The sequence below is a fragment of the Vibrio kanaloae genome (assembly GCF_024347535.1).
GTDB lineage: Bacteria > Pseudomonadota > Gammaproteobacteria > Enterobacterales > Vibrionaceae > Vibrio > Vibrio kanaloae.
The window spans coordinates 985,739-1,004,636 of the sequence record NZ_AP025497.1; the positions used below are offsets into that span (position 1 = coordinate 985,739).

Below are 18,898 nucleotides of genomic sequence, written 5' to 3' on the forward strand. Positions count from 1 at the left end.
ATCCATGTCTCGTTATTGCCCCCAATGCAGCAAGGCTTTGAAAGCTTGTATTTGTCAGTGGGTTACACCACTCGAATCGAATGTTGAGCTTATCATTCTTCAGCACCTATCAGAAGAGCATCGCCCAATGGGAACTGCGCGCATCCTCTCGTTATCTCTAAATAATAGCGTGACGCTTGTCGGCGAAGACTTTTCAGACAATGAACAACTGAACGCATTGCTGGCCGATGAACAGTACCAACATGTGATTTTATACCCAAGCGAAAACTCTGTTCCTGTTGAGTCGGTAACCTGTTCAAATAAAAAGCTACGTGTGATTTTGTTGGATGGGACGTGGAAGAAGGCGTTCAAAATGTGGCAGGTATCGAGTAACTTGCATGCGTTAAAAACGGTTTACTTGCCGAAAGACCTCAAGGGTAACTATCGAATTCGCAAAGCACCTAGTGACAACTGTCTATCCACAGTAGAAGCGGGTTATCATTTATTGAGCTTACTAGAGACTGACGGTGATTTTCGCCCACTGTTAACGGCATTTGACCAAATGATTCAGTTTCAAATCAATCAAATGCCACCAGGTGTCTTCGAGAAAAACTATTTAGATTAAGCCGTTACACGATATTTAAGCTATTGAGCGCTTAAAACTCTGTATGAGCTGAGAACAATTGCTGATGCATTTTCTGTGCAAGATCATCAGTCATTGATGAAATGTAATCTGCAATCACTCGCATCTTTCTTGAATCGTCTTGATGTTGTAGCCATTGCTTCTTGATTGGCAGTGGCAATAAGCGTTCAGGGTCAGCACTGAATGCCTCAAACATATCCATGATTATTTGCTGTCCTTTGTATTCAATAACCTGAACTTGAGGGACTTGGATAACAAACTCACTCACGAAGTGCTTCAGCTTATCGAGTGTGCCATCCATGCTCGGCTCAAGTACGGCATTGTAGGAGAGCAACACATTCTCAAAGTTCTCATCAACGCGCTTAATCGAAATACTGGTCAATAGTGCGTTGACTATTCCGCCAATTGCGTCCTTGCGGCGATACTGCTCGCCGGAAAACAGCATTTCAGTTATTGAGTCAAGGTGTTCACAAATCCATGGGTCCGCCATTTCTTGTAGCTGCGGGTAAGCCGATTCTACCCATTGTGTCTTAGTCACGGAGCCCAGCACAATCGCATCTTCCAAATCGTGTACGCCATACGCGATGTCATCAGCCAGCTCCATAATAGAACAGTCAAGTGACTTGTATTTGGTCTTGTTGTGTTCAAGTGGTTCGGTGTGCGACTTTCTTTTCTTTTTTAGCCGTTGTTGGTCGCTGCTTGAAAGCGGCTCCAGTACCCAGTTAAACAGCTCTTTATCGTGATCGTAGATGCCTTTTGCTGGCATCCAATCTTTGGCACGGAGTTGTCGTTGATGCTTAACTGGCTCAGACTGCAATTTAGCTTGAACTTCACTAAGCAGAGAAGGGTACTTAATCAGACCTAACAAAGTGCGTCGAGATAGGTTCATCCCGTGATGCTCAGTGTAAGGTTCTAGCTGTGTGACAATGCGAAACGTTTGAGCGTTGCCTTCAAAGCCGCCATAATCGCGCATCATGTAATTCAGGGCGACTTCACCGCCATGCCCATAAGCTGGGTGACCAATGTCGTGAGCCAAACATAGTGAATCTATCAAGCTGTCTGAGGGCAATAGGTCGCGGAATTCGGGCTGCTTCTTTTTCAATTGAGCGACGATACCTGTACCAAGCTGCGCGGCTTCTAGAGAGTGTGTTAATCGGGTTCGGTGAAAATCGTTAACAGTGGTGCCATGCACTTGAGTTTTAGCTTGAAGGCGGCGGAAGGCCGCAGAGTGAAGTACACGTGCACGATCACGTTGATACGGGCTACGGTGGTCATCACGTCTTATTTTATGTTCATCGTCATTTCGATGTTGCCATTCTTGTTCGAGTGCAAATGTTGGTTCGAGTTGGACTGTCAAAATAGCGCCTATCAAATTGATTTATTTAACTAATTATATTCAAGGTATACCCAGTTAGCTTATCTCGTCTAGTGATAATTCAAAACTCGGTGCAAAGGTAGTGAGAAAGTAATCCATTTCTGGACTTTTACGCTGTTCGAGTGTTTCTTCAAGTCTACGTTTTGCTTGCTCGTACTCATGATTTCCAGCGCTGAGTTCTTCCAAACATTTTAAATAAGCACAGATAGTGTCTGCTTGTTTAACAATGCCTTGCTCTTCTTTACTTGCTGTCCCTGAAATTAAAAATGGTGCGAAGTCTTCTTGAAACTCTTCCGGCAACATGGACAGTAGCCTTTTCTCGGCTGCTGCTTCTATCTTTTTGTACTCTTGTGCAATGTCTGGGTTGTAGTATTTGACTGGAGTTGGTAAATCACCGGTAAGCACCTCACTAGTGTCATGGTACATACCTAACAATGCGATGTGCTCAGGGTTGAGTTGACCATCAAATTTCTTGTTTTTGATAAGCGCCAAAGCGTGCGCGACGAAGGCAACTTGTAAACTATGCTCTGAAATATTCTCGCTTGAGACTGAGCGCATCAGTGGCCAACGTTGGATCAGTTTCATGCGTGCTAGATGGGCAAAGAAATGGCTTTGTTTCATAAGTGTCCTTGCTTAACAATGCTCTACTTGTGTCTTGTAAACGATACAAGTAGTACGAGATAGGAGATATAAAAAAGGCCCCTAAACAGGAGCCTTTTAAGCATATAAGTGAATGAATACAAGTTAAAGTATTTTAAAACAGTAAATTATAGCCATCGTTAGTGGACTAGTTGTTAGCAGGTTGATTGTGGGCGAACTACTCTTGGCTGTAAGTTGACAAGAAGCGCTCAAGACGACCAATTGCTATTTCTAGATCTTCGATATGTGGCAAAGTCACGATGCGGAAGTGATCGGGTTTTGGCCAATTAAAGCCAGTACCTTGAACCAATAATACTTTTTCTTGTTTAAGGAAATCGAGTACAAATTTTTGATCATCTTTGATGTTGTACATTTTAGTATCGATTTTAGGGAACAGGTACATCGCACCTTTTGGTTTCACACAAGACACTCCCGGGATCTTGTTGATCAATTCCCATGCTCGGTCACGTTGTTCAAGCAGTCTACCACCAGGTAGTATTAGTTCATTAATACTCTGATAGCCACCGAGTGCGGTTTGTATTGCGTGCTGCATTGGCACGTTGGCACACAGGCGCATAGAAGCGAGCATTTCTAGGCCTTCCACATAGCCTTTCGCTAAGTGTTTTGGACCAGTCAAGAACATCCAACCACCACGAAAGCCACATACACGATAAGCTTTCGATAAGCCATTGAAGGTTACCATTAAAACGTCTTCAGCCAAGGTTGATACGGAAGTGTGCACTGCGCCGTCGTAAAGTACTTTGTCGTATATTTCATCAGCGAAGATGATCAAACCATGCTCACGAGCAATGTCCACAACTTTCAACAGGAAATCACGACTATATACAGCACCCGTTGGATTGTTTGGATTAATCAAAACGATCCCGCGAGTCTTTGGTGAAATCTTCGCGAGTATGTCATCGAGATCTGGATACCAATCGGCGTCTTCATCACACATGTAGTGAACCGGTGTGCCTCCAGAAAGCGCTACAGATGCTGTCCAAAGTGGGTAGTCTGGTGCGGGCACTAAGATTTCATCACCATTATCCAACAGTGCCTGCATAGACATCACGATAAGCTCTGATGCACCATTTCCAATGTAAACGTCTTCTACATCAAGGTTGCGAAGACCTTTTTTCTGATAGTGCTGGACAACCGCTTTTCGGGCTGAATAAATACCTTTTGAGTCACAGTACCCTTGAGATGTTGGTAGATTGCGGATTACGTCAACAAGGATCTCATCAGGGGCGTCAAAACCAAAGGGGGCGGGGTTACCAATATTTAGCTTTAGTATTTTATGCCCTTCTTCTTCCATGCGCTTAGCATGTTTGAGTACAGGCCCCCTGATTTCGTAGCATACATTGTTGAGTTTTGACGACATCCCGATATTTTGCATTGCCGGTTTCCTGGAATTAATTTAAATACTTTATTAAAGTACCGCAAAATGGGGTTTGATAGAATAAAAATCTGCTGAATGTCGCATTTCCGTGTAACGTCTGGTCTTTTTACTATCACTATTTTATGAGTTTTAATTCTTAGCGTTGTTGATTTTAGCGAAGGGAAGAAAGGGGGCGAGATTGCTTAAAATCACAGGAATGTTGAAAAGATATAGTACATTCTTGATCTCAGTGGGTGCTACCCATAAAGTATCAACCTAATATAATAATAATTTAGGTGTGGACGAGGTCGATTTGTCACATTTCCAGCAAACTCTCTCCGCTTTGATTGAGAGAGTACACAATGCCCCAGCAAGCGAAGTTCGTTGTGTTGAAGTTCTAACGCAAAAACCATCGTTTGCATTTATAGAATGGCTTCATGCTCAACCTCTCTTTCCCAAATTTTACTGGCAGTCACGCGACACTCGTGAAGAGGTCGTTGCACTCGGTCAGTTACATACTTTTTCAGACCCCGCACCCGCATATGCAATTCTTGGGGAAGACCAGCGAATTTGGGGGGGACGTTCATTTGACGGGCACACCGCTAAGAATCGTCGTTGCATGGAATCGTTTTTCTTCCTTCCTCAGGTTGAATTGATTCGCTTTGATAATACTTGGTCGCTAGCGGTTAATTTATCTCCTGATCGCGTTGCTTCGATTAATGCCTTAAATAAGCTATCTGTTGAAGCGGCGATTTTAGCGCCGTTGTCTGCTCATATTGAACAAATAACCCACGTGCCGGAAAAGGAACAGTGGGGTAGTTTGGTGAATAAAGTGCTTCAGGGGATCAGTGACGAAGAGTATAAGAAAGTGGTTTTGGCTCGTAAAACCACGCTACAGCTCGATGCGCCTATCTGTGCAGCACAATTACTTAAGGCAAGCTATCAACAAAATCATCATAGCTTTCACTTTATGTTGGTGTTGGATTCTAAACACAGCTTTATTGGCTCGACGCCAGAGCGCTTGTATAGCCGACATGGTATAGAGCTTGATACCGAAGCGCTTGCTGGAACGATTGGTCGCGGGGAGAACGCAACCGAGGATATGGAGTTAGCAAACTGGCTTTCTCAAGATAGCAAAAACCTCAATGAGAACCAGTATGTGGTCGACGATATCATTGAGCGACTCACTCCTCACTCACAAATGGTTCATGTTGAAAAGGATGCGCGCCTTGTACGTTTGCGTAAAGTGCAGCATTTGAAACGTAATATCCATGCTCAGCTTAATGCAGGCATTAACGGTGTGCAGTTACTTGCCGCGTTGCAGCCGACTGCTGCAGTTGCAGGGTTACCTCGTAAAGAAGCGATGGATTTCATACTTGAACATGAACCATTTGCTCGAGGTTGGTATGCAGGCTCTGTTGGCTATATTAGCCACCAACGCGCTGAGCTCTGTGTAGCGATTCGCAGTGCTTTAGTTGTAAACGATCAAGTGCAGCTGTTTGCGGGCGCGGGGATCGTGCCAGGATCGGTTGCCGAACATGAGTGGCAAGAGTTGAACAAGAAGATGTCGACTCTGCTCAGCCTCATTTCTGATCACCCGCCATTGGGTGTAGCGTCATGAACCACGACCAAGCCGTATTAAATCGAGTTTGGTGTCAAACGTTACTTGAAGAGCTAACACGCAACTGTGTTGAACATGTTTGTGTTGCACCGGGCTCTCGCTCAACGCCATTAACGCTCGAAGCTGAAGCTAACCCCAAGTTAACCTTACACACGCATTTTGATGAGCGTGGTCTTGGCTTTCTTGCTTTAGGTTTGGCGAAGGCGAGCGACAAACCCGTTGCAGTGATTGTAACCTCTGGAACTGCTGTTGCGAATCTTCTACCTGCCACGGCTGAATCTGGGCTGACACGAGAGAAACTGATTTTACTGACCTCAGATCGACCTATTGATTTAGTCGACTGTGGTGCTAACCAAGCAATTCAGCAGCAGGGTATCTTTTCGTCCCATGTTGAAACGGCGCTAAACCTACCAAGCCCAACCACGCAAGTTTCTTTGAACTGGCTTCTGACATCGGTTGATAACGCACTCGCGAAACAACGCAGTGTCGGCGGAGCCATTCATATCAATTGCCCGTTCCCTGAGCCGCTTTATTCATCAAATAACACTGAAATGTATGCAGAGTACACATCCAGTGTCGCTGGGTGGAAATCGGGAACAGGTTGTTACAGCCAAACGTTTTTACCTAATCAAGTGAGCACACAACCTATTGCTCCAGGTGAGTACCTTGGACGTAAGGGTGTGGTTATTCTCGGTTCGTTAGATATTGAACAAGCGACAAAAGCTCAGCAGTTTGCCACTACATTAGGCTGGCCAGTTTTTTGTGACCCTCAATCAGGTGTCACAAGTGATTGGAAACATTATGATCTGTGGATGCAGAGTAACGTAGCGAAAGAACAACTCAACCAATGTGATTTTATCTTTCAGTTTGGTGAGCGCATTGTTTCTAAGCGCCTTAATCATTGGATAAAATCACAAGCATCATCATTCAGCTCATTACAATATATTGTTGTGTCACCTGATTTACATCGTATCAACCAAGACCACCTGCCTCAAACTCATATTGTTGCCGATATCGAGTTATGGATATCAGAACAACACTTGCCAACGTTTTTTGGCCCGCATGCTGGTTGGGCGGCGCCTTTAATCGAGGTGGCAAATACCGTTCAGCAACTCGCACTTGCGCAAATATCTAATAATGACCAACTCACAGAGTTGAGTGTTGCCGTTGACTTGTCGTCTAGACTTAAAGACAGAGAGTTGTTTGTGGGAAACAGCTTGATGGTAAGGCTGGTGGATATGTTGTCATCAATATCTGCGAATCGAGTTTACAGCAATCGTGGTGCATCGGGCATTGATGGCTTGGTGGCGACGGCTGCGGGTGTAGTGAAAGCCAACCAGAATCCTTTGTTGATGTTGATTGGCGATACCTCTTTGCTGTACGACCTGAACTCACTGGCTCTGCTGACTCATAATTTAACGCCGATGGTTATTGTTGTGACCAACAATGATGGTGGTGCGATCTTTGATTTGTTGCCGGTACCAGAACAACAGAAACAGTCTCTTTATCAAATGCCTCATGGTTTCAGTTTTGAACACGCTGCTGCGCAATTCCAGTTGGGATACGCTGCGCCAGAAACCTTGAATTGCTATCAAACCATTATCGAACAACATTTCGAACAGGGTCAGGGTACCTTGCTCGTTGAAGTTAAGACCCCTCCCGAGCAAGCGTCTACTTTACTAAAACAATTCAGTTCAATGCTTACCGAGGCATTAGCCTAAGGACTTTGTATGCTTTACTCCAATTATTTCCCTGCTTCAAAAGTATCTTCTGACAAACCTTTGCTTGTTTTTTTACATGGTTTACTCGGAAGCGGGGATGATTGGAGTGCATGTCATCCATTCCTCGAGGATTTTTCTCGTCTTTGCATAGATTTACCCGGACACGGACAAAGTTGTTTTATCGATCCGGTAGGGTTTGACCATTGCTGCAATAAAATTGTCCAGTGCATTACTTCTCAATTGGCGCGCAACAATCTGCCAGCAGACTATCCTATCGTGATTATTGGTTACTCGATGGGTGGAAGGCTTGCGATGTATGGGGTGACAAGCCCTTGTTTTGAGACGCTTAACCTAGAGAAAGTGATTATTGAAGGCGGCAACTTTGGCTTAGAGTGTGATGAAGAACGAGCACAAAGGTTAGTACATGATACGCAGTGGGCGGTTCGCTTTGCGCAGCAGTCGATTGAAGATGTTTTGGACGATTGGTATCAACAAAGCGTCTTTTCTTCACTAAATCATGAGCAAAGACAAACTTTGGTCATAAAGCGTAGTGGTAACCTTGGAGTATCCGTAGCAAATATGTTGTTATCTACTTCGTTAGCTAAGCAACCGGATTTACGTGCCACATTAAAATCTCATGAGCATTTATTGCATTATGTGTGCGGTGAAAAAGATCGTAAATTCATGGAGCTAGCTGAGAATAGTGGCTTTGAATATAGTCAAGTGGATTACGCTGGTCATAATGTTCACTTTGAACAACCAGAGCTGTTTTCAAACTTGATCATCCAATGTATCGCCAGCCGTAGTTAGGCTGATTGAGCGACTCTCTCGTATTCAGCACTATCAAAAAGCAGAGCAACACCGTCACGACTATTCGTTAGTCGTGGTCTCTAATAGAACAATGGGAATCACCATGGCTAAAACAGTAGGCATCACAGAAGAAGAACTTTACGCAGCCGTTAACTGGCGCGATGAAAGCAGTCAATATGAAGATATTCAGTACCACAAGTCTGATGATGGTATTGCAAAAATCACGATTGCGCGTCCTCAAGTCCACAATGCGTTTCGTCCACAAACCGTAAAAGAGATGATCAATGCACTGGCTGACGCTCGTTACGACGAGAAAGTAGGCGTGATCATTTTGACGGGTCTTGGTGAGAAGGCGTTCTGTTCTGGTGGTGACCAAAGTATTCGTGGCGACTACGGCGGCTACCAAGATGATTCAGGTACACACCACCTGAACGTACTTGATTTCCAGCGTCAAATTCGTACTTGTCCAAAACCAGTTATCGCAGCGGTATCGGGTTGGGCAGTAGGCGGCGGTCATGTACTTCACATGATGGCTGACCTTACTATTGCCGCTGAAAACGCGCAGTTCGGTCAGACGGGTCCTAAAGTGGGTTCATTTGATGGCGGTTGGGGTGCTTCTTACATGGCTCGTATCGTTGGTCAAAAGAAAGCGCGTGAAATCTGGTTCCTGTGCCGCTTCTACGATGCACAAGAAGCACTGGGCATGGGCCTTGTAAACACCGTTGTTCCTGTCGCTGACCTAGAAAAAGAGACCGTTCGTTGGTGTCGCGAAGTGCTGCAGCACAGCCCAATGGCTCTGCGTTGCTTGAAAGCGGCACTGAACGCGGACTGTGATGGTCAAGCCGGTCTACAAGAGCTCGCTGGTAACGCAACCATGATGTTCTACATGACAGAGGAAGGCCAAGAAGGCCGCAACGCATTCAACGAGAAACGTCGACCAGACTTCGACAAATTCCCGCGTAACCCATAGCTTTATCCTCTTCAGAATGAGTCGCTAAATTGCGGCTCATTTTCTTTTGATGTTCCCCGTTTTTTAGGAAACTTTATGAACTCAGCGAATTCTCAGCGCTACGCTAAACTCTACCGCTATCAATTACCTATGGATAGTGGCGTGGTTCTTCGTGACAATAAGTTGAACGAACGCGTTGGCTATATAATCCAACTTGAGTGTAATGGTAAAACTGGTTTTGGTGAAGTCGCACCTTTGCCAGGTTTTAGCCAAGAAGATGCCGAACAAGCTGGCATTCAGCTTCAACACGAATTAGAACTTTGGAGCCACAATAACCCTCAAACGCCTTTTGATGAGCTATATCCTTCTGTCGCGTTTGGCTTTTCGATGGCGATGATGGAATTACGAGGCGATCTTAACGCTGAAGGTAACTACCAAGCTGCGCCTTTGTGTACAGGGGATCCTGATGAACTGATCCCTGTACTTAACGAGATGGAAGGCGAGAAGGTTGCTAAGGTAAAAGTTGGCCTTTATGAAGCGATCCGTGACGGTATGCTGGTGAGCTTATTCCTTGAGTCGATTCCTGATTTAACCTTAAGACTTGATGCTAACCGTGCATGGAAGCCAGAGAAAGCGAAGCAGTTCATTAAGTACATTGCGCCCTCATTACGTCAGCGCATTAGCTTTATTGAAGAGCCTTGCCAAAAGCCAGAAGATAGCTTGGCCTTTGCCATTGACCATGGTGTGGCGATTGCGTGGGACGAGACATTGCAAGAAGCGGTGCGCAGTCCAGAGTTTGATCTTAGCGACCTTACTGGTGTTAAAGCTGTCGTGATCAAGCCAACTCTTATTGGTTCTGTCGAGCGTTGTGTAGCAATCATTGAGCGTGCACAGAAGCTTGGAATTAAACCTGTATTGAGCTCAAGTATTGAGTCGAGCCTAGGTCTGACTCAGATTGCTCGTCTGGCGCAGCAATATTTGCCAAATGAAGTGCCGGGGCTGGATACGATTGGCTTGTTCAAGCAGCAGCTAGAAGTTTCTTGGCCGGGCTGTCAGTTGCCTGTCTCTACGCTTGAACAGCAGCAACTGATTTGGTCTTGTTAGACCGAGCTATTTGAATGGCTATGTAATTATCTCAGTAAGTTCTTAATCTATTTTTGGTTATCATATGATGCGCCCACAATCTAATCATCACCCGCTCTGGTTACAGTGGGCGCAGCAAAACCCACTTCAACCAGCGCTAGTGACTACTCACCGCACTTATACTTGGCAACAAGTGTTTGTGTTGGTTAGTGAGTACCAACAACAGCTATCTCATCAAGGCCTATCTGAAGGTGATGTACTGACGATTGTTGGTAAGAACCAAGCTGAAGTGATCCCGGTTTATCTTGCCGCACTCAATTTGGGTGTGGTTTGTGCGTTTACGATGCCTCAGCCTAGTTTACGCCTGAAGCAAAAGCTCAATTCCTTATATCAAGCGGATCAACAAAGCTACCTTTGGCTTTTGGACAGTAGTAGGATAGAGCGCTCTGATGCTGCTGATTTGAACACTGAGTTGGTGACGTTTCCTTGCCTAAGTGAAGTTAAGGTTGATAGTGATGGCCTACCTTTAACAATTCTGGAAGATTCCAGCTTCAATCCTCAAAACCTTGCGAGCATCGTATTCACTTCTGGCTCTACCGGAAATCCCAAAGCAGTGGCTCACACGCTTGAGCAGCATTTATGCTCGGCGGCCGGCTTACTTGAGGTGTTTCGTTATCAACAAGGTGACACTTGGTTACTGAGTTTACCTATGTACCATGTGTCGGGGCTGGCGATAGTTCATCGTTGGTTAGCGGCTGGTGGCTGCATCAAGATAGGCACAGGTCAGCTTGAAACTGATATAGAAGAATGCAGTCACGCATCATTGGTCGCTACTCAGCTACATCGCTTACTAAAGAGTAAGCAAGCACTTACTTTAACGCATGTGCTTTTGGGCGGAAGTCATATTCCAGAAGAACTTGCTCTTCAAGCTCAACAGATGGGCATCGAAACTTGGCTGGGGTACGGTATGACCGAAGCGGCTTCAACGGTGACTGCAAAACTTGTTGATGCAAGCAGCACTGCTGGTTTCGTGCTTAATCATCGTCAATTGAAAATTGAAAACCAACGTATTTATATTGGAGGTGACACCCTCGCTTCCGGTTATTACCATCAAGGTAAATTAACGCCTTTGGTGGATGAGAGCGGTTGGTTTGATAGTAAAGATCTTGGCCAATGGGACGGCGAACAAGTGTCGATAATTGGCCGCGCAGATAACCAGTTTATTTCCGGCGGTGAGAACATTCACTGCGAAGAGATAGAGCGAGCATTAACTCAATTGTCTAGTGTTAAACAAGCTTTTGTGGTCCCTGTAGAAGATAGTGAATTTGGATTTAGACCTGTAGCGATTGTCGACAGTGACGAACTACCGACCAAAGAGTGGTTTGCAGAACAGTTACAAGGGAACCTAGAGCGATTCAAATTTCCTATCGAGTATTATGAAATGCCTGAGCAAGAACAGCAGGGGATTAAAGTATCGAGAGCAGGTTTGGCAGCTTGGTTGTTTCAACGTAGGAACTAAAAAGCCGCACAGATCCGGAAGTTGTTGTGTCGTTTGCTAGATTGGAAGGCGGTTAGTTAATTTAGCAATTAGATAGTTCAAAACAGAATTTATTATCTTTATAACCATCCATCATAATAAGCCATATAAATAACGGATTATAGAATAAGGTCTTATTATGAAAATTGCCCTCATCATTGCGGTTTTACTGCAGATAGGCCAAGCGGTCATCTCATCAGGGTTGACTCGTTCGTTGGCTGAGCTCACCGCATTTGTGTTGGTTGTGGTACTTGTTTTAATGAAAAGAGAGAGCAATAAGAGTGATAAGCCCCTGTTTGATTCGTGATTGTTGCAACACAGAATATCTTTACCACATACGATAAAGGCAAAACCCATTTGAGCTTTGCCTTTTTTGTTTTGTTGCTCGCTAACCTGAATGTCTAGGTAACCGAACAACCGTCTAAAACGTTTCTATGTCGGTTAGGCGAGAGTTAACCATGCCAATGAACCCGTTGAGATCATGACCCACATCGTAATACCAAACATCAATGGTTTCGGCCCCGCTGCTTTTAACTTCTCAACTGAAATACCACAGCCAATTAAGAACAAACACACCACCAGTGCTCGCTTAGACACATCAAAGATTCCTTGATAGACCATCTCAAATTGTGGCAGTAAGTCACTCACCGCGATAGCGGCGCAATAGAAGAAAATGAAATAGGGAACCGTAATCTTCTTTTGGCCATTTTTGAAGATCATTGCACTGACTAACGCGATTGGGATGATCCAAAGCGCGCGAGCTAGTTTTAATGTTGTTGCTGTAGTGAGCGCTTCCTCACCATACGCAGATGCCGCACCGACAACCGAAGAGGTATCGTGAATCGCAATAGCTGCCCAAGTACCAAATGTTTGTTGGCTGAGTTCAAGCGCGTGACCAATCATCGGGAACAAAAATAGAGCAACCGAGTTCAACACGAATACAGTGGCTAATGCCAAGCCAATCTGTTCATCGTCTGCTTTGATCGCGGGTGCCACAGCTGCTATCGCGCTACCACCACAAATCGCGGTACCAGATGAGATAAGGTAGCCCGTTGTGCGGTCTAGCCCCATTCGCTTAGCCAAGAACCAACCAATAACTAATGTACCGATAATCGTCGTTACAATGAGCCCAATACCATCGCCTGTTACTGCTAATGCTTTTTCAAACTGAATACCAAAACCTAAGCCAACAATAGAGTAGGCCAGTAGCTTTTTGGTGAGTTTGCCGACTTCCAAGTGTTCAGGGACTAACCCTAAACTAGCAAGTAGGAAACCGATAACCAGGGCTGTCGGTGAGCTAACCCAAGGCGTTAAGCAAAACAGTGCAGCAAGATAAAATGGAACGGACTTTTTTAGGTTCATTGTATTTAGAGTCTTGTTTTGTTGTGGCGTTATTGTGATGAGACCACTATACGTTCAATAAAATGATAAGTAAGTCTAAATGAATTGAACAAACGTTAAGGAAAACTTAACGCTTGTTCAGCTGATATGAATAAAGGGCTGGCTAGCTAGCGTAGTGATCCGCGAAGGTCAGAGACTGACTGTCGAAGAGTTTCACAAGAGGCTTCTTTAGGTGAAATAGGCTCACCAGCTTCTATCTCTAACTTAGTCCAGAAGCGAGTTGGTAATCCTTTGCAGGCACGGCCTTTGTAACGACTAAAGTAGCTGCCCCATAATCCTTTGAGAGCCATAGGAATCACAGGGACAGGAGAACGTTTGATGATCAGCTCCATACCACGCATGAACTCAGCCACTTCACCATCAGAGGTGAGCTTTCCTTCTGGAAAAATACATACGATGTGGCCTTCATGCAGGGCACGTTCTACTTCTTTGAAAGCGTTTCGAATCGAATTGCGGTTTGTTGCGGAAATTGGAATCACTCCCGCTCTTTTCAAGAAGCGTCGAATAGGTGGCAACTTGGTGTAATCCTCTTCCATCACAAAACGGATAAGGCGAGGGCAAACCGCGCTCAGCAACAGTGCATCCATATAACTCACATGGTTGCAGACAATCAACGCGCCGCCTTTTTCTGGCAGGTGATGTAAGTTCTTATGTTTAACTCTGTACATGGTGTGAGTGACTATCCACGTAAAGAAGCGGAAAGCGTAGATAGGCACCTGATAAAACAGGGAGAACATCACCAAAGTGTTGCCCACCGCGAGCAAGATAAACAGCTGTGGAATTGAAAGATCTAGAACACTAAGGCAAACAATACCTAATACCGCACTTCCCACCATGAACAGTGAGTTGTAGATATTGAGCCCGGCAATCACTTGGGCACGCTCGTCGGGCTTGGCACGTAACTGCATTAGTGAATACAGAGGAACAATAAAGATACCTCCAGAGATACCCAGAAGCAGAAGGTAAGCGAATAGCGGCCAAAGCTCTGAATAGGTTACGAATTGATAGAAAGAACTAAAGTCAGGCAAAGACTCCGGAATGGATATCGCCATCAAAAGGCCGAAGATCGAGATACCTAAGCTGCCCATTGGCACGATGCCGATTTCAATTCGGTGATTAGATAACTTATCGCAAGCCAAAGAGCCGATCGCGATGCCTACCGAGAATAGTGCCAGTAAAAAGGCGACTGAGCTTTCAGTGCCGTTTAGATGCAGTTTGGTGAAGTTGGGAAACTGAGTTAGGTAAGCTGCACCAAGGAACCAAAACCAGCTGATAGACATCAGCGCTTGGAAAGTAGGTCGGTCTTTCTTCGCAATCGCCAGTGTGCTGCGGGTCAGTTTAACGGGCTGCCAATTCACTTTTAGGCTTGGGGCGTTGCTTGGTGCTTCAGGAATAAAACAGCTTGAGACATATCCGAGAATCGCGAATAAAATGATACTGATAGCAGCGATCAGTTTAGCGCTTTCTTCTGATGCAATAATACCAGCACCGAGAGTGCCGATCAGGATTGCTAGGAATGTGCCTGTCTCAACTAAGGCATTTCCAGAAACAAGCTCTTTCGTTTCTAATTGTTGTGGCAATAGCGCATATTTAACCGGGCCAAAGAAGGCACTTTGTGTTCCCATGAGAAACAGAAGTAGAAGTAATACTCCGTAACTTTCGTAGATAAAACCGATCGCACCCAGTGACATAATAACGACTTCAATAAGCTTAATCTTACGAATAAACCAAGATTTTTCATATTTATCAGCCAGTACACCAGCCAACGCCGAAAATAGGAAGAAGGGCAGAATAAAAAGGCCAGCGGCCAAATTTATGAATAAATTACTGGAGATAGGCAGCGTGTCTACGCTTGCGAAAGCTACAAACAGCAACAGAACATTTTTGAATATGTTGTCATTAAAGGCCCCCAGAAATTGGGTAATAAAGTAGGGTAGGAACCTTTTTTGCGTTAACAGCGAAGATTGGCTGCTGTTGTTCATTCTCTTTCCTTGGATACTTACCAGTTAGTTAAGTAGTTTGAGACTAGGTTATCGATCAACTCTTTACCATCAATAGGTTCTGATGCGAAAAATTTATCGTCGACACTTAATAAAGTAATACCATGCACACCAGACCATAATACTCGGCTTGCTTTAACCACTTCACTTTCCGTGTGCTCAGGTGCAATGGCTAATAGGAGTTGCTCAAGCATATCTATCATTTTATCGATGCGGTTCGACTGCCATTCAGGAAGGTTTTCACCATTCATGTTGTGCTCAAAAATAAGCTGCCAACGGTGAGGGTGTCTTTGTGCAAAATCGTGGTAGCAGTAGGCTAGATTGAATAGAGCTTGTTGAGGACTACTCGATTGTTCGACTGCGGTCGCTGATTCAGACGTCAGTTCATCTAATGTTTGGGCAACAACGTGCAAAAGTAGTAGGTTGTAGTTCCCAAATACATTCACCAATGTGCTAGGGACGTAACCAATCATATTGGCAATTTTACGTAGACTTAACTCGTGATAAGAGTGCTGATCTAAAAAGTTTGTCACTGTCTTTAAGGTCAGCTGAACTAATTGCTCTCGAGTATGATCGTTTCTTCGTGCCATGATTCGTTTCTAGTAAATGAACATCGTTCAATATTTTAATGATGCCCTCGATAGTCGTCAATCTTTTCGCTAATTAAGCAACCAATTAATAGCCGCAATATTATGATACATGTGTAAATGCCGTGAATATTTCATTGTTCTTTGTTAACGAGTATGATGAAAGGGTCGAAAGATAAAAAACCTATAAAGGATAATAATGAAACGATTTTTCTCACTAGTCGCGATCCTGTTGGTAACAGTCGCGGTGACGCCAATCGCAGAAGCGAAAAAGTTTGGTGGTGGTAAGTCATTTGGCAAAAGCTTTAAAACGGCTCCAGCACCAAAACAACAAAACACGAATTCGATCCGACAAGATCAAACCGGTAAGAAAGCAGCAGCTAACTCTAGCAAGAAAGGCCTTATGGGCGGTCTGCTAGGTGGTTTACTGGCTGGTGGTCTTTTAGCTGCATTCTTTGGTGGCGCATTTGAAGGTATCCAGTTTATGGATATTTTGATCATGGGTCTGATTGCTTTCCTAGCGTTTAAATTCCTACGTGGAATGTTGGGCGCGAAGCAGGGCTCAATGAATCAGCAGAATGCACGTGGCCAACAGCCAGCATTCGGCGGCATGGGTCAGAACAAGTTTGAACAACCTAAGCAACAACCAAATGTTCATAACTTCGAGCAAGCACAACCTCAATCACAAGGTACTGCTGGTGGTTTCGGTTTTGGTGCACAAAGCGATGTTCCACATAACTACCCGCCGGGCTTTGATCAAGCGGCATTCATCAACGGTTCTCGTGAGCACTACCGTACACTGCAAGGTGCATGGAATCACAACGAACTAAACACAATTGAAGAATACGTATCTCCAAGCCTATTTGAAGACCTAAAAGCTGAGCGTAATAAGCTAGACGGTGATCAGCATACAGACGTAATGTACGTTGATGCTGAAATCGTTCGCGCAGACCACGATGGTAGCAAAGCACAGCTAAGCCTTCAGTTTAGCGGTCGTTACCGTGACACAGCGGATGGCATTGAAGAAGATATCACTGATATCTGGCACTTAGAGCGTGACCTAACAACTAACAATGCGCCTTGGCTAATTGTTGGTATTCAAGGTTAATCTCGATAGTTAACTAAAAATGAGTTAGCTAGACATTACTTTGATTATTGAAAGCCCCTACGGAGAAATCTGTAGGGGCTTTTTTGTGTCTGGTTGTATAGAACTGTAAGTTTTCAGAAGAGAGTTTTTCTAGGGCTTACGATAATGCGGCTCTCTGGATTCTCCTCATTTGTAGAAAAACAGTATCATCACGACAATTATTTAGAGTGATACTTTGTGCCAACGGTGAGTTAGGCTGAACCAAGTTATTCATTTTATTTAGATATTCAATCGGGGTATCTAACCAAGATAGAGGTGTTAATCGTGACGACTGAGTTTTCGAACCGATAATAGAACCTGAAATATCATTGCATCAGAAACAACAAATAGTTGAAGAGTATGAGTAGCTTATTTCTACCAATGGCTTAGGTTGCGCCTCTTCTTTAGCTTGTGGACGTCACTGGGAAGTATGGGAAATGATTTCCGAGAGATTACAATCTTGCAGTGAGAGCTGCGGGTAGGTGTCCGAAGTGTTGAACTTAGAAACGAAAAAAGCCAACTCAACGAGTTGGCTTTTCGATTTTCCAATTAAGGAAGAATATGGTGGAGGGAGACGGATTCGAACCATCGAAGGCAGTGCCGGCAGATTTACAGTCTGCTCCCTTTGGCCACTCGGGAACCCCTCCAGGGTGTGTCTTACTCTTCACAAAGTAAGCCTAAATTGATGTTTTCCCATAAGCCCATCAATCAGGTTGTTCTCTTAACTCTCGAAAGAGGTAAGAAGAATATGGTGGAGGGAGACGGATTCGAACCATCGAAGGCAGTGCCGGCAGATTTACAGTCTGCTCCCTTTGGCCACTCGGGAACCCCTCCAGGGTGTGTCTTACTCTTCACAAAGTAAGCCTAAATTGATGTTTTCCCATAAGCCCATCAATCAGGTTGTTCTCTTAACTCTCGAAAGAGGTAAGAAGAATATGGTGGAGGGAGACGGATTCGAACCATCGAAGGCAGTGCCGGCAGATTTACAGTCTGCTCCCTTTGGCCACTCGGGAACCCCTCCAGGGTGTGTCTTACTCTTCACAAAGTAAGCCTAAATTGATGTTTTCCCATAAGCCCATCAATCAGGTTGTTCTCTTAACTCTCGAAAGAGGTAAGAAGAATATGGTGGAGGGAGACGGATTCGAACCATCGAAGGCAGTGCCGGCAGATTTACAGTCTGCTCCCTTTGGCCACTCGGGAACCCCTCCAGGGTGTGTCTTACTCTTCACAAAGTAAGCCTAAATTGATGTTTTCCCATAAGCCCATCAATCAGGTTGTTCTCTTAACTCTCGAAAGAGGTAAGAAGAATATGGTGGAGGGAGACGGATTCGAACCATCGAAGGCAGTGCCGGCAGATTTACAGTCTGCTCCCTTTGGCCACTCGGGAACCCCTCCAGGGTGTATCTTACTCTTCACAAAGTAAGCCTAAATTGATGTTTTCCCATAAGCCCATCAATCAGGTTGTTCTCTTAACTCCCAAAAGAGGTAAGAAGAATATGGTGGAGGGAGACGGATTCGAACCATCGAAGGCGGAGCCGGCAGATTTACAGTCTGCTCCCTTTGGCCACTCGGGAACCCCTCCAGGGTGTTTTTCCTAACTCATAATGGATAGGCTAAAGAGATGTTTTTCCCAACGCATCTCTCAAGTGCGGAGCGCATCATAGCAAACACGTTAAACCTGTAAAGGGTTTTTCTTATGGTTTTGTGTTAAATGCTTTCTTTTTGGGCAAAGATGGCGAAAAGTACGCATATTGCTCGTGAAGTGAACATCTGTATTAAGGTTTACGTATTGATTAGTAACACCTTGAGGTAATTAACTTTCTGTATTGTGTTAGGTTTGTTTAGTTATTGAAGAAAGGTAAACAGAATTTAATTTAGATTTACACTTCTTGACGTTATAACATTCATCAGTTGATAGAATACGGTTAATTTCATTTATAGATAATAATACCAATCGTAGTAAATCAAGGTGTCATCCTAGCTTGCTAAAATGCTCGAGAACAGCGTCAGATATTTTGATTGTAGAATAACTACTTATCGAAACTATCT

The 18,898-nt window shown here is 44.5% G+C and carries 15 protein-coding genes and 6 tRNA genes; 9 read left to right on the forward strand and 12 right to left on the reverse strand.

Annotated elements, in window-relative coordinates; genetic code table 11:
* Positions 1–4: 4 nt before the first annotated feature.
* Positions 5–604, forward strand: a complete 600-nt coding sequence (locus OCV24_RS04690; RefSeq protein ID WP_146449172.1) for a tRNA-uridine aminocarboxypropyltransferase — start codon at positions 5–7, stop codon at positions 602–604.
* A gap of 31 nt (positions 605–635) precedes the next feature.
* On the opposite strand, the gene OCV24_RS04695 is transcribed toward OCV24_RS04690, so the two are convergent.
* From OCV24_RS04695 to OCV24_RS04705, 3 genes are all read right to left on the reverse strand, one after another.
* Positions 636–1,979 carry an anti-phage deoxyguanosine triphosphatase gene (locus tag OCV24_RS04695; protein WP_102506055.1) on the reverse strand — a complete coding sequence of 448 codons (1,344 nt, stop codon included), beginning with the start codon at positions 1,977–1,979 and terminating at the stop codon, positions 636–638.
* 54 nt (positions 1,980–2,033) lie between these two features.
* Positions 2,034–2,618 (reverse strand): 5'-deoxynucleotidase, encoded by a 585-nt coding sequence (gene yfbR, locus OCV24_RS04700; protein ID WP_017056947.1) that lies wholly within the window; start codon positions 2,616–2,618, stop codon positions 2,034–2,036.
* Between the two features lie 196 nt (positions 2,619–2,814).
* Positions 2,815–4,032, reverse strand: a complete 1,218-nt coding sequence (locus OCV24_RS04705) for a pyridoxal phosphate-dependent aminotransferase (RefSeq protein WP_017056948.1) — start codon at positions 4,030–4,032, stop codon at positions 2,815–2,817.
* Positions 4,033–4,327: 295 nt separating this feature from the next.
* Between OCV24_RS04705 and OCV24_RS04710 the strand changes: the two genes are divergently transcribed.
* From OCV24_RS04710 to OCV24_RS04740, 7 genes are all read left to right on the forward strand, one after another.
* Positions 4,328–5,635, forward strand: a complete 1,308-nt coding sequence (locus OCV24_RS04710) for an isochorismate synthase (RefSeq protein WP_029627060.1) — start codon at positions 4,328–4,330, stop codon at positions 5,633–5,635.
* Positions 5,632–7,356 (forward strand): 2-succinyl-5-enolpyruvyl-6-hydroxy-3-cyclohexene-1-carboxylic-acid synthase, encoded by a 1,725-nt coding sequence (gene menD / locus OCV24_RS04715; protein WP_137008863.1) that lies wholly within the window; start codon positions 5,632–5,634, stop codon positions 7,354–7,356. The genes OCV24_RS04710 and menD overlap by 4 nt, the downstream gene beginning before the upstream one ends.
* Positions 7,357–7,365: 9 nt before the next feature.
* Positions 7,366–8,166, forward strand: coding sequence for a 2-succinyl-6-hydroxy-2,4-cyclohexadiene-1-carboxylate synthase (menH, locus tag OCV24_RS04720; protein WP_136996954.1), 801 nt, complete (start codon positions 7,366–7,368; stop codon positions 8,164–8,166).
* Positions 8,167–8,269: 103 nt separating this feature from the next.
* A complete protein-coding gene (gene menB, locus OCV24_RS04725) occupies positions 8,270–9,136 on the forward strand; it encodes a 1,4-dihydroxy-2-naphthoyl-CoA synthase (protein WP_017056952.1) in 867 nt (288 codons plus the stop codon).
* Positions 9,137–9,211: 75 nt separating this feature from the next.
* Positions 9,212–10,219, forward strand: a complete 1,008-nt coding sequence (gene menC / locus OCV24_RS04730) for an o-succinylbenzoate synthase (protein ID WP_137008859.1) — start codon at positions 9,212–9,214, stop codon at positions 10,217–10,219.
* 64 nt (positions 10,220–10,283) lie between these two features.
* Positions 10,284–11,717, forward strand: coding sequence for an o-succinylbenzoate--CoA ligase (menE, locus tag OCV24_RS04735; protein ID WP_137008857.1), 1,434 nt, complete (start codon positions 10,284–10,286; stop codon positions 11,715–11,717).
* A gap of 157 nt (positions 11,718–11,874) precedes the next feature.
* Entirely contained in the window at positions 11,875–12,042 is a 168-nt protein-coding gene (locus tag OCV24_RS04740; protein ID WP_046224406.1) for a hypothetical protein, read from the forward strand.
* 134 nt (positions 12,043–12,176) lie between these two features.
* Here OCV24_RS04740 and OCV24_RS04745 read toward each other — a convergent pair whose 3' ends face one another.
* The 3 genes from OCV24_RS04745 to OCV24_RS04755 all read right to left on the reverse strand — a co-directional run bounded on the left by OCV24_RS04745 (position 12,177) and on the right by OCV24_RS04755 (position 15,726).
* Positions 12,177–13,097 carry a YeiH family protein gene (locus tag OCV24_RS04745; protein WP_017056956.1) on the reverse strand — a complete coding sequence of 307 codons (921 nt, stop codon included), beginning with the start codon at positions 13,095–13,097 and terminating at the stop codon, positions 12,177–12,179.
* 146 nt (positions 13,098–13,243) lie between these two features.
* Complete coding sequence (locus OCV24_RS04750) at positions 13,244–15,118, reverse strand: MFS transporter (RefSeq protein ID WP_150878134.1); 1,875 nt, start codon at positions 15,116–15,118, stop codon at positions 13,244–13,246.
* 17 nt (positions 15,119–15,135) lie between these two features.
* The gene (locus OCV24_RS04755; RefSeq protein WP_017056958.1) at positions 15,136–15,726 is read right to left on the reverse strand and encodes a TetR/AcrR family transcriptional regulator; all 591 of its coding nucleotides are present in this window, start codon (positions 15,724–15,726) and stop codon (positions 15,136–15,138) included.
* 196 nt (positions 15,727–15,922) lie between these two features.
* Here OCV24_RS04755 and OCV24_RS04760 point away from each other — a divergent pair, with 196 nt between their 5' ends.
* Positions 15,923–16,831, forward strand: coding sequence for a Tim44 domain-containing protein (locus OCV24_RS04760; protein ID WP_017056959.1), 909 nt, complete (start codon positions 15,923–15,925; stop codon positions 16,829–16,831).
* 580 nt (positions 16,832–17,411) lie between these two features.
* On the opposite strand, the gene OCV24_RS04765 is transcribed toward OCV24_RS04760, so the two are convergent.
* The 6 genes from OCV24_RS04765 to OCV24_RS04790 all read right to left on the reverse strand — a co-directional run bounded on the left by OCV24_RS04765 (position 17,412) and on the right by OCV24_RS04790 (position 18,431).
* Positions 17,412–17,496 (reverse strand) — tRNA-Tyr (locus tag OCV24_RS04765).
* A gap of 102 nt (positions 17,497–17,598) precedes the next feature.
* A tRNA-Tyr gene (locus OCV24_RS04770) sits at positions 17,599–17,683 on the reverse strand.
* Between the two features lie 102 nt (positions 17,684–17,785).
* A tRNA-Tyr gene (locus OCV24_RS04775) sits at positions 17,786–17,870 on the reverse strand.
* Positions 17,871–17,972: 102 nt separating this feature from the next.
* Positions 17,973–18,057 (reverse strand) — tRNA-Tyr (locus OCV24_RS04780).
* Between the two features lie 102 nt (positions 18,058–18,159).
* A tRNA-Tyr gene (locus OCV24_RS04785) sits at positions 18,160–18,244 on the reverse strand.
* A gap of 102 nt (positions 18,245–18,346) precedes the next feature.
* A tRNA-Tyr gene (locus tag OCV24_RS04790) sits at positions 18,347–18,431 on the reverse strand.
* Positions 18,432–18,898 lie beyond the last annotated feature (467 nt).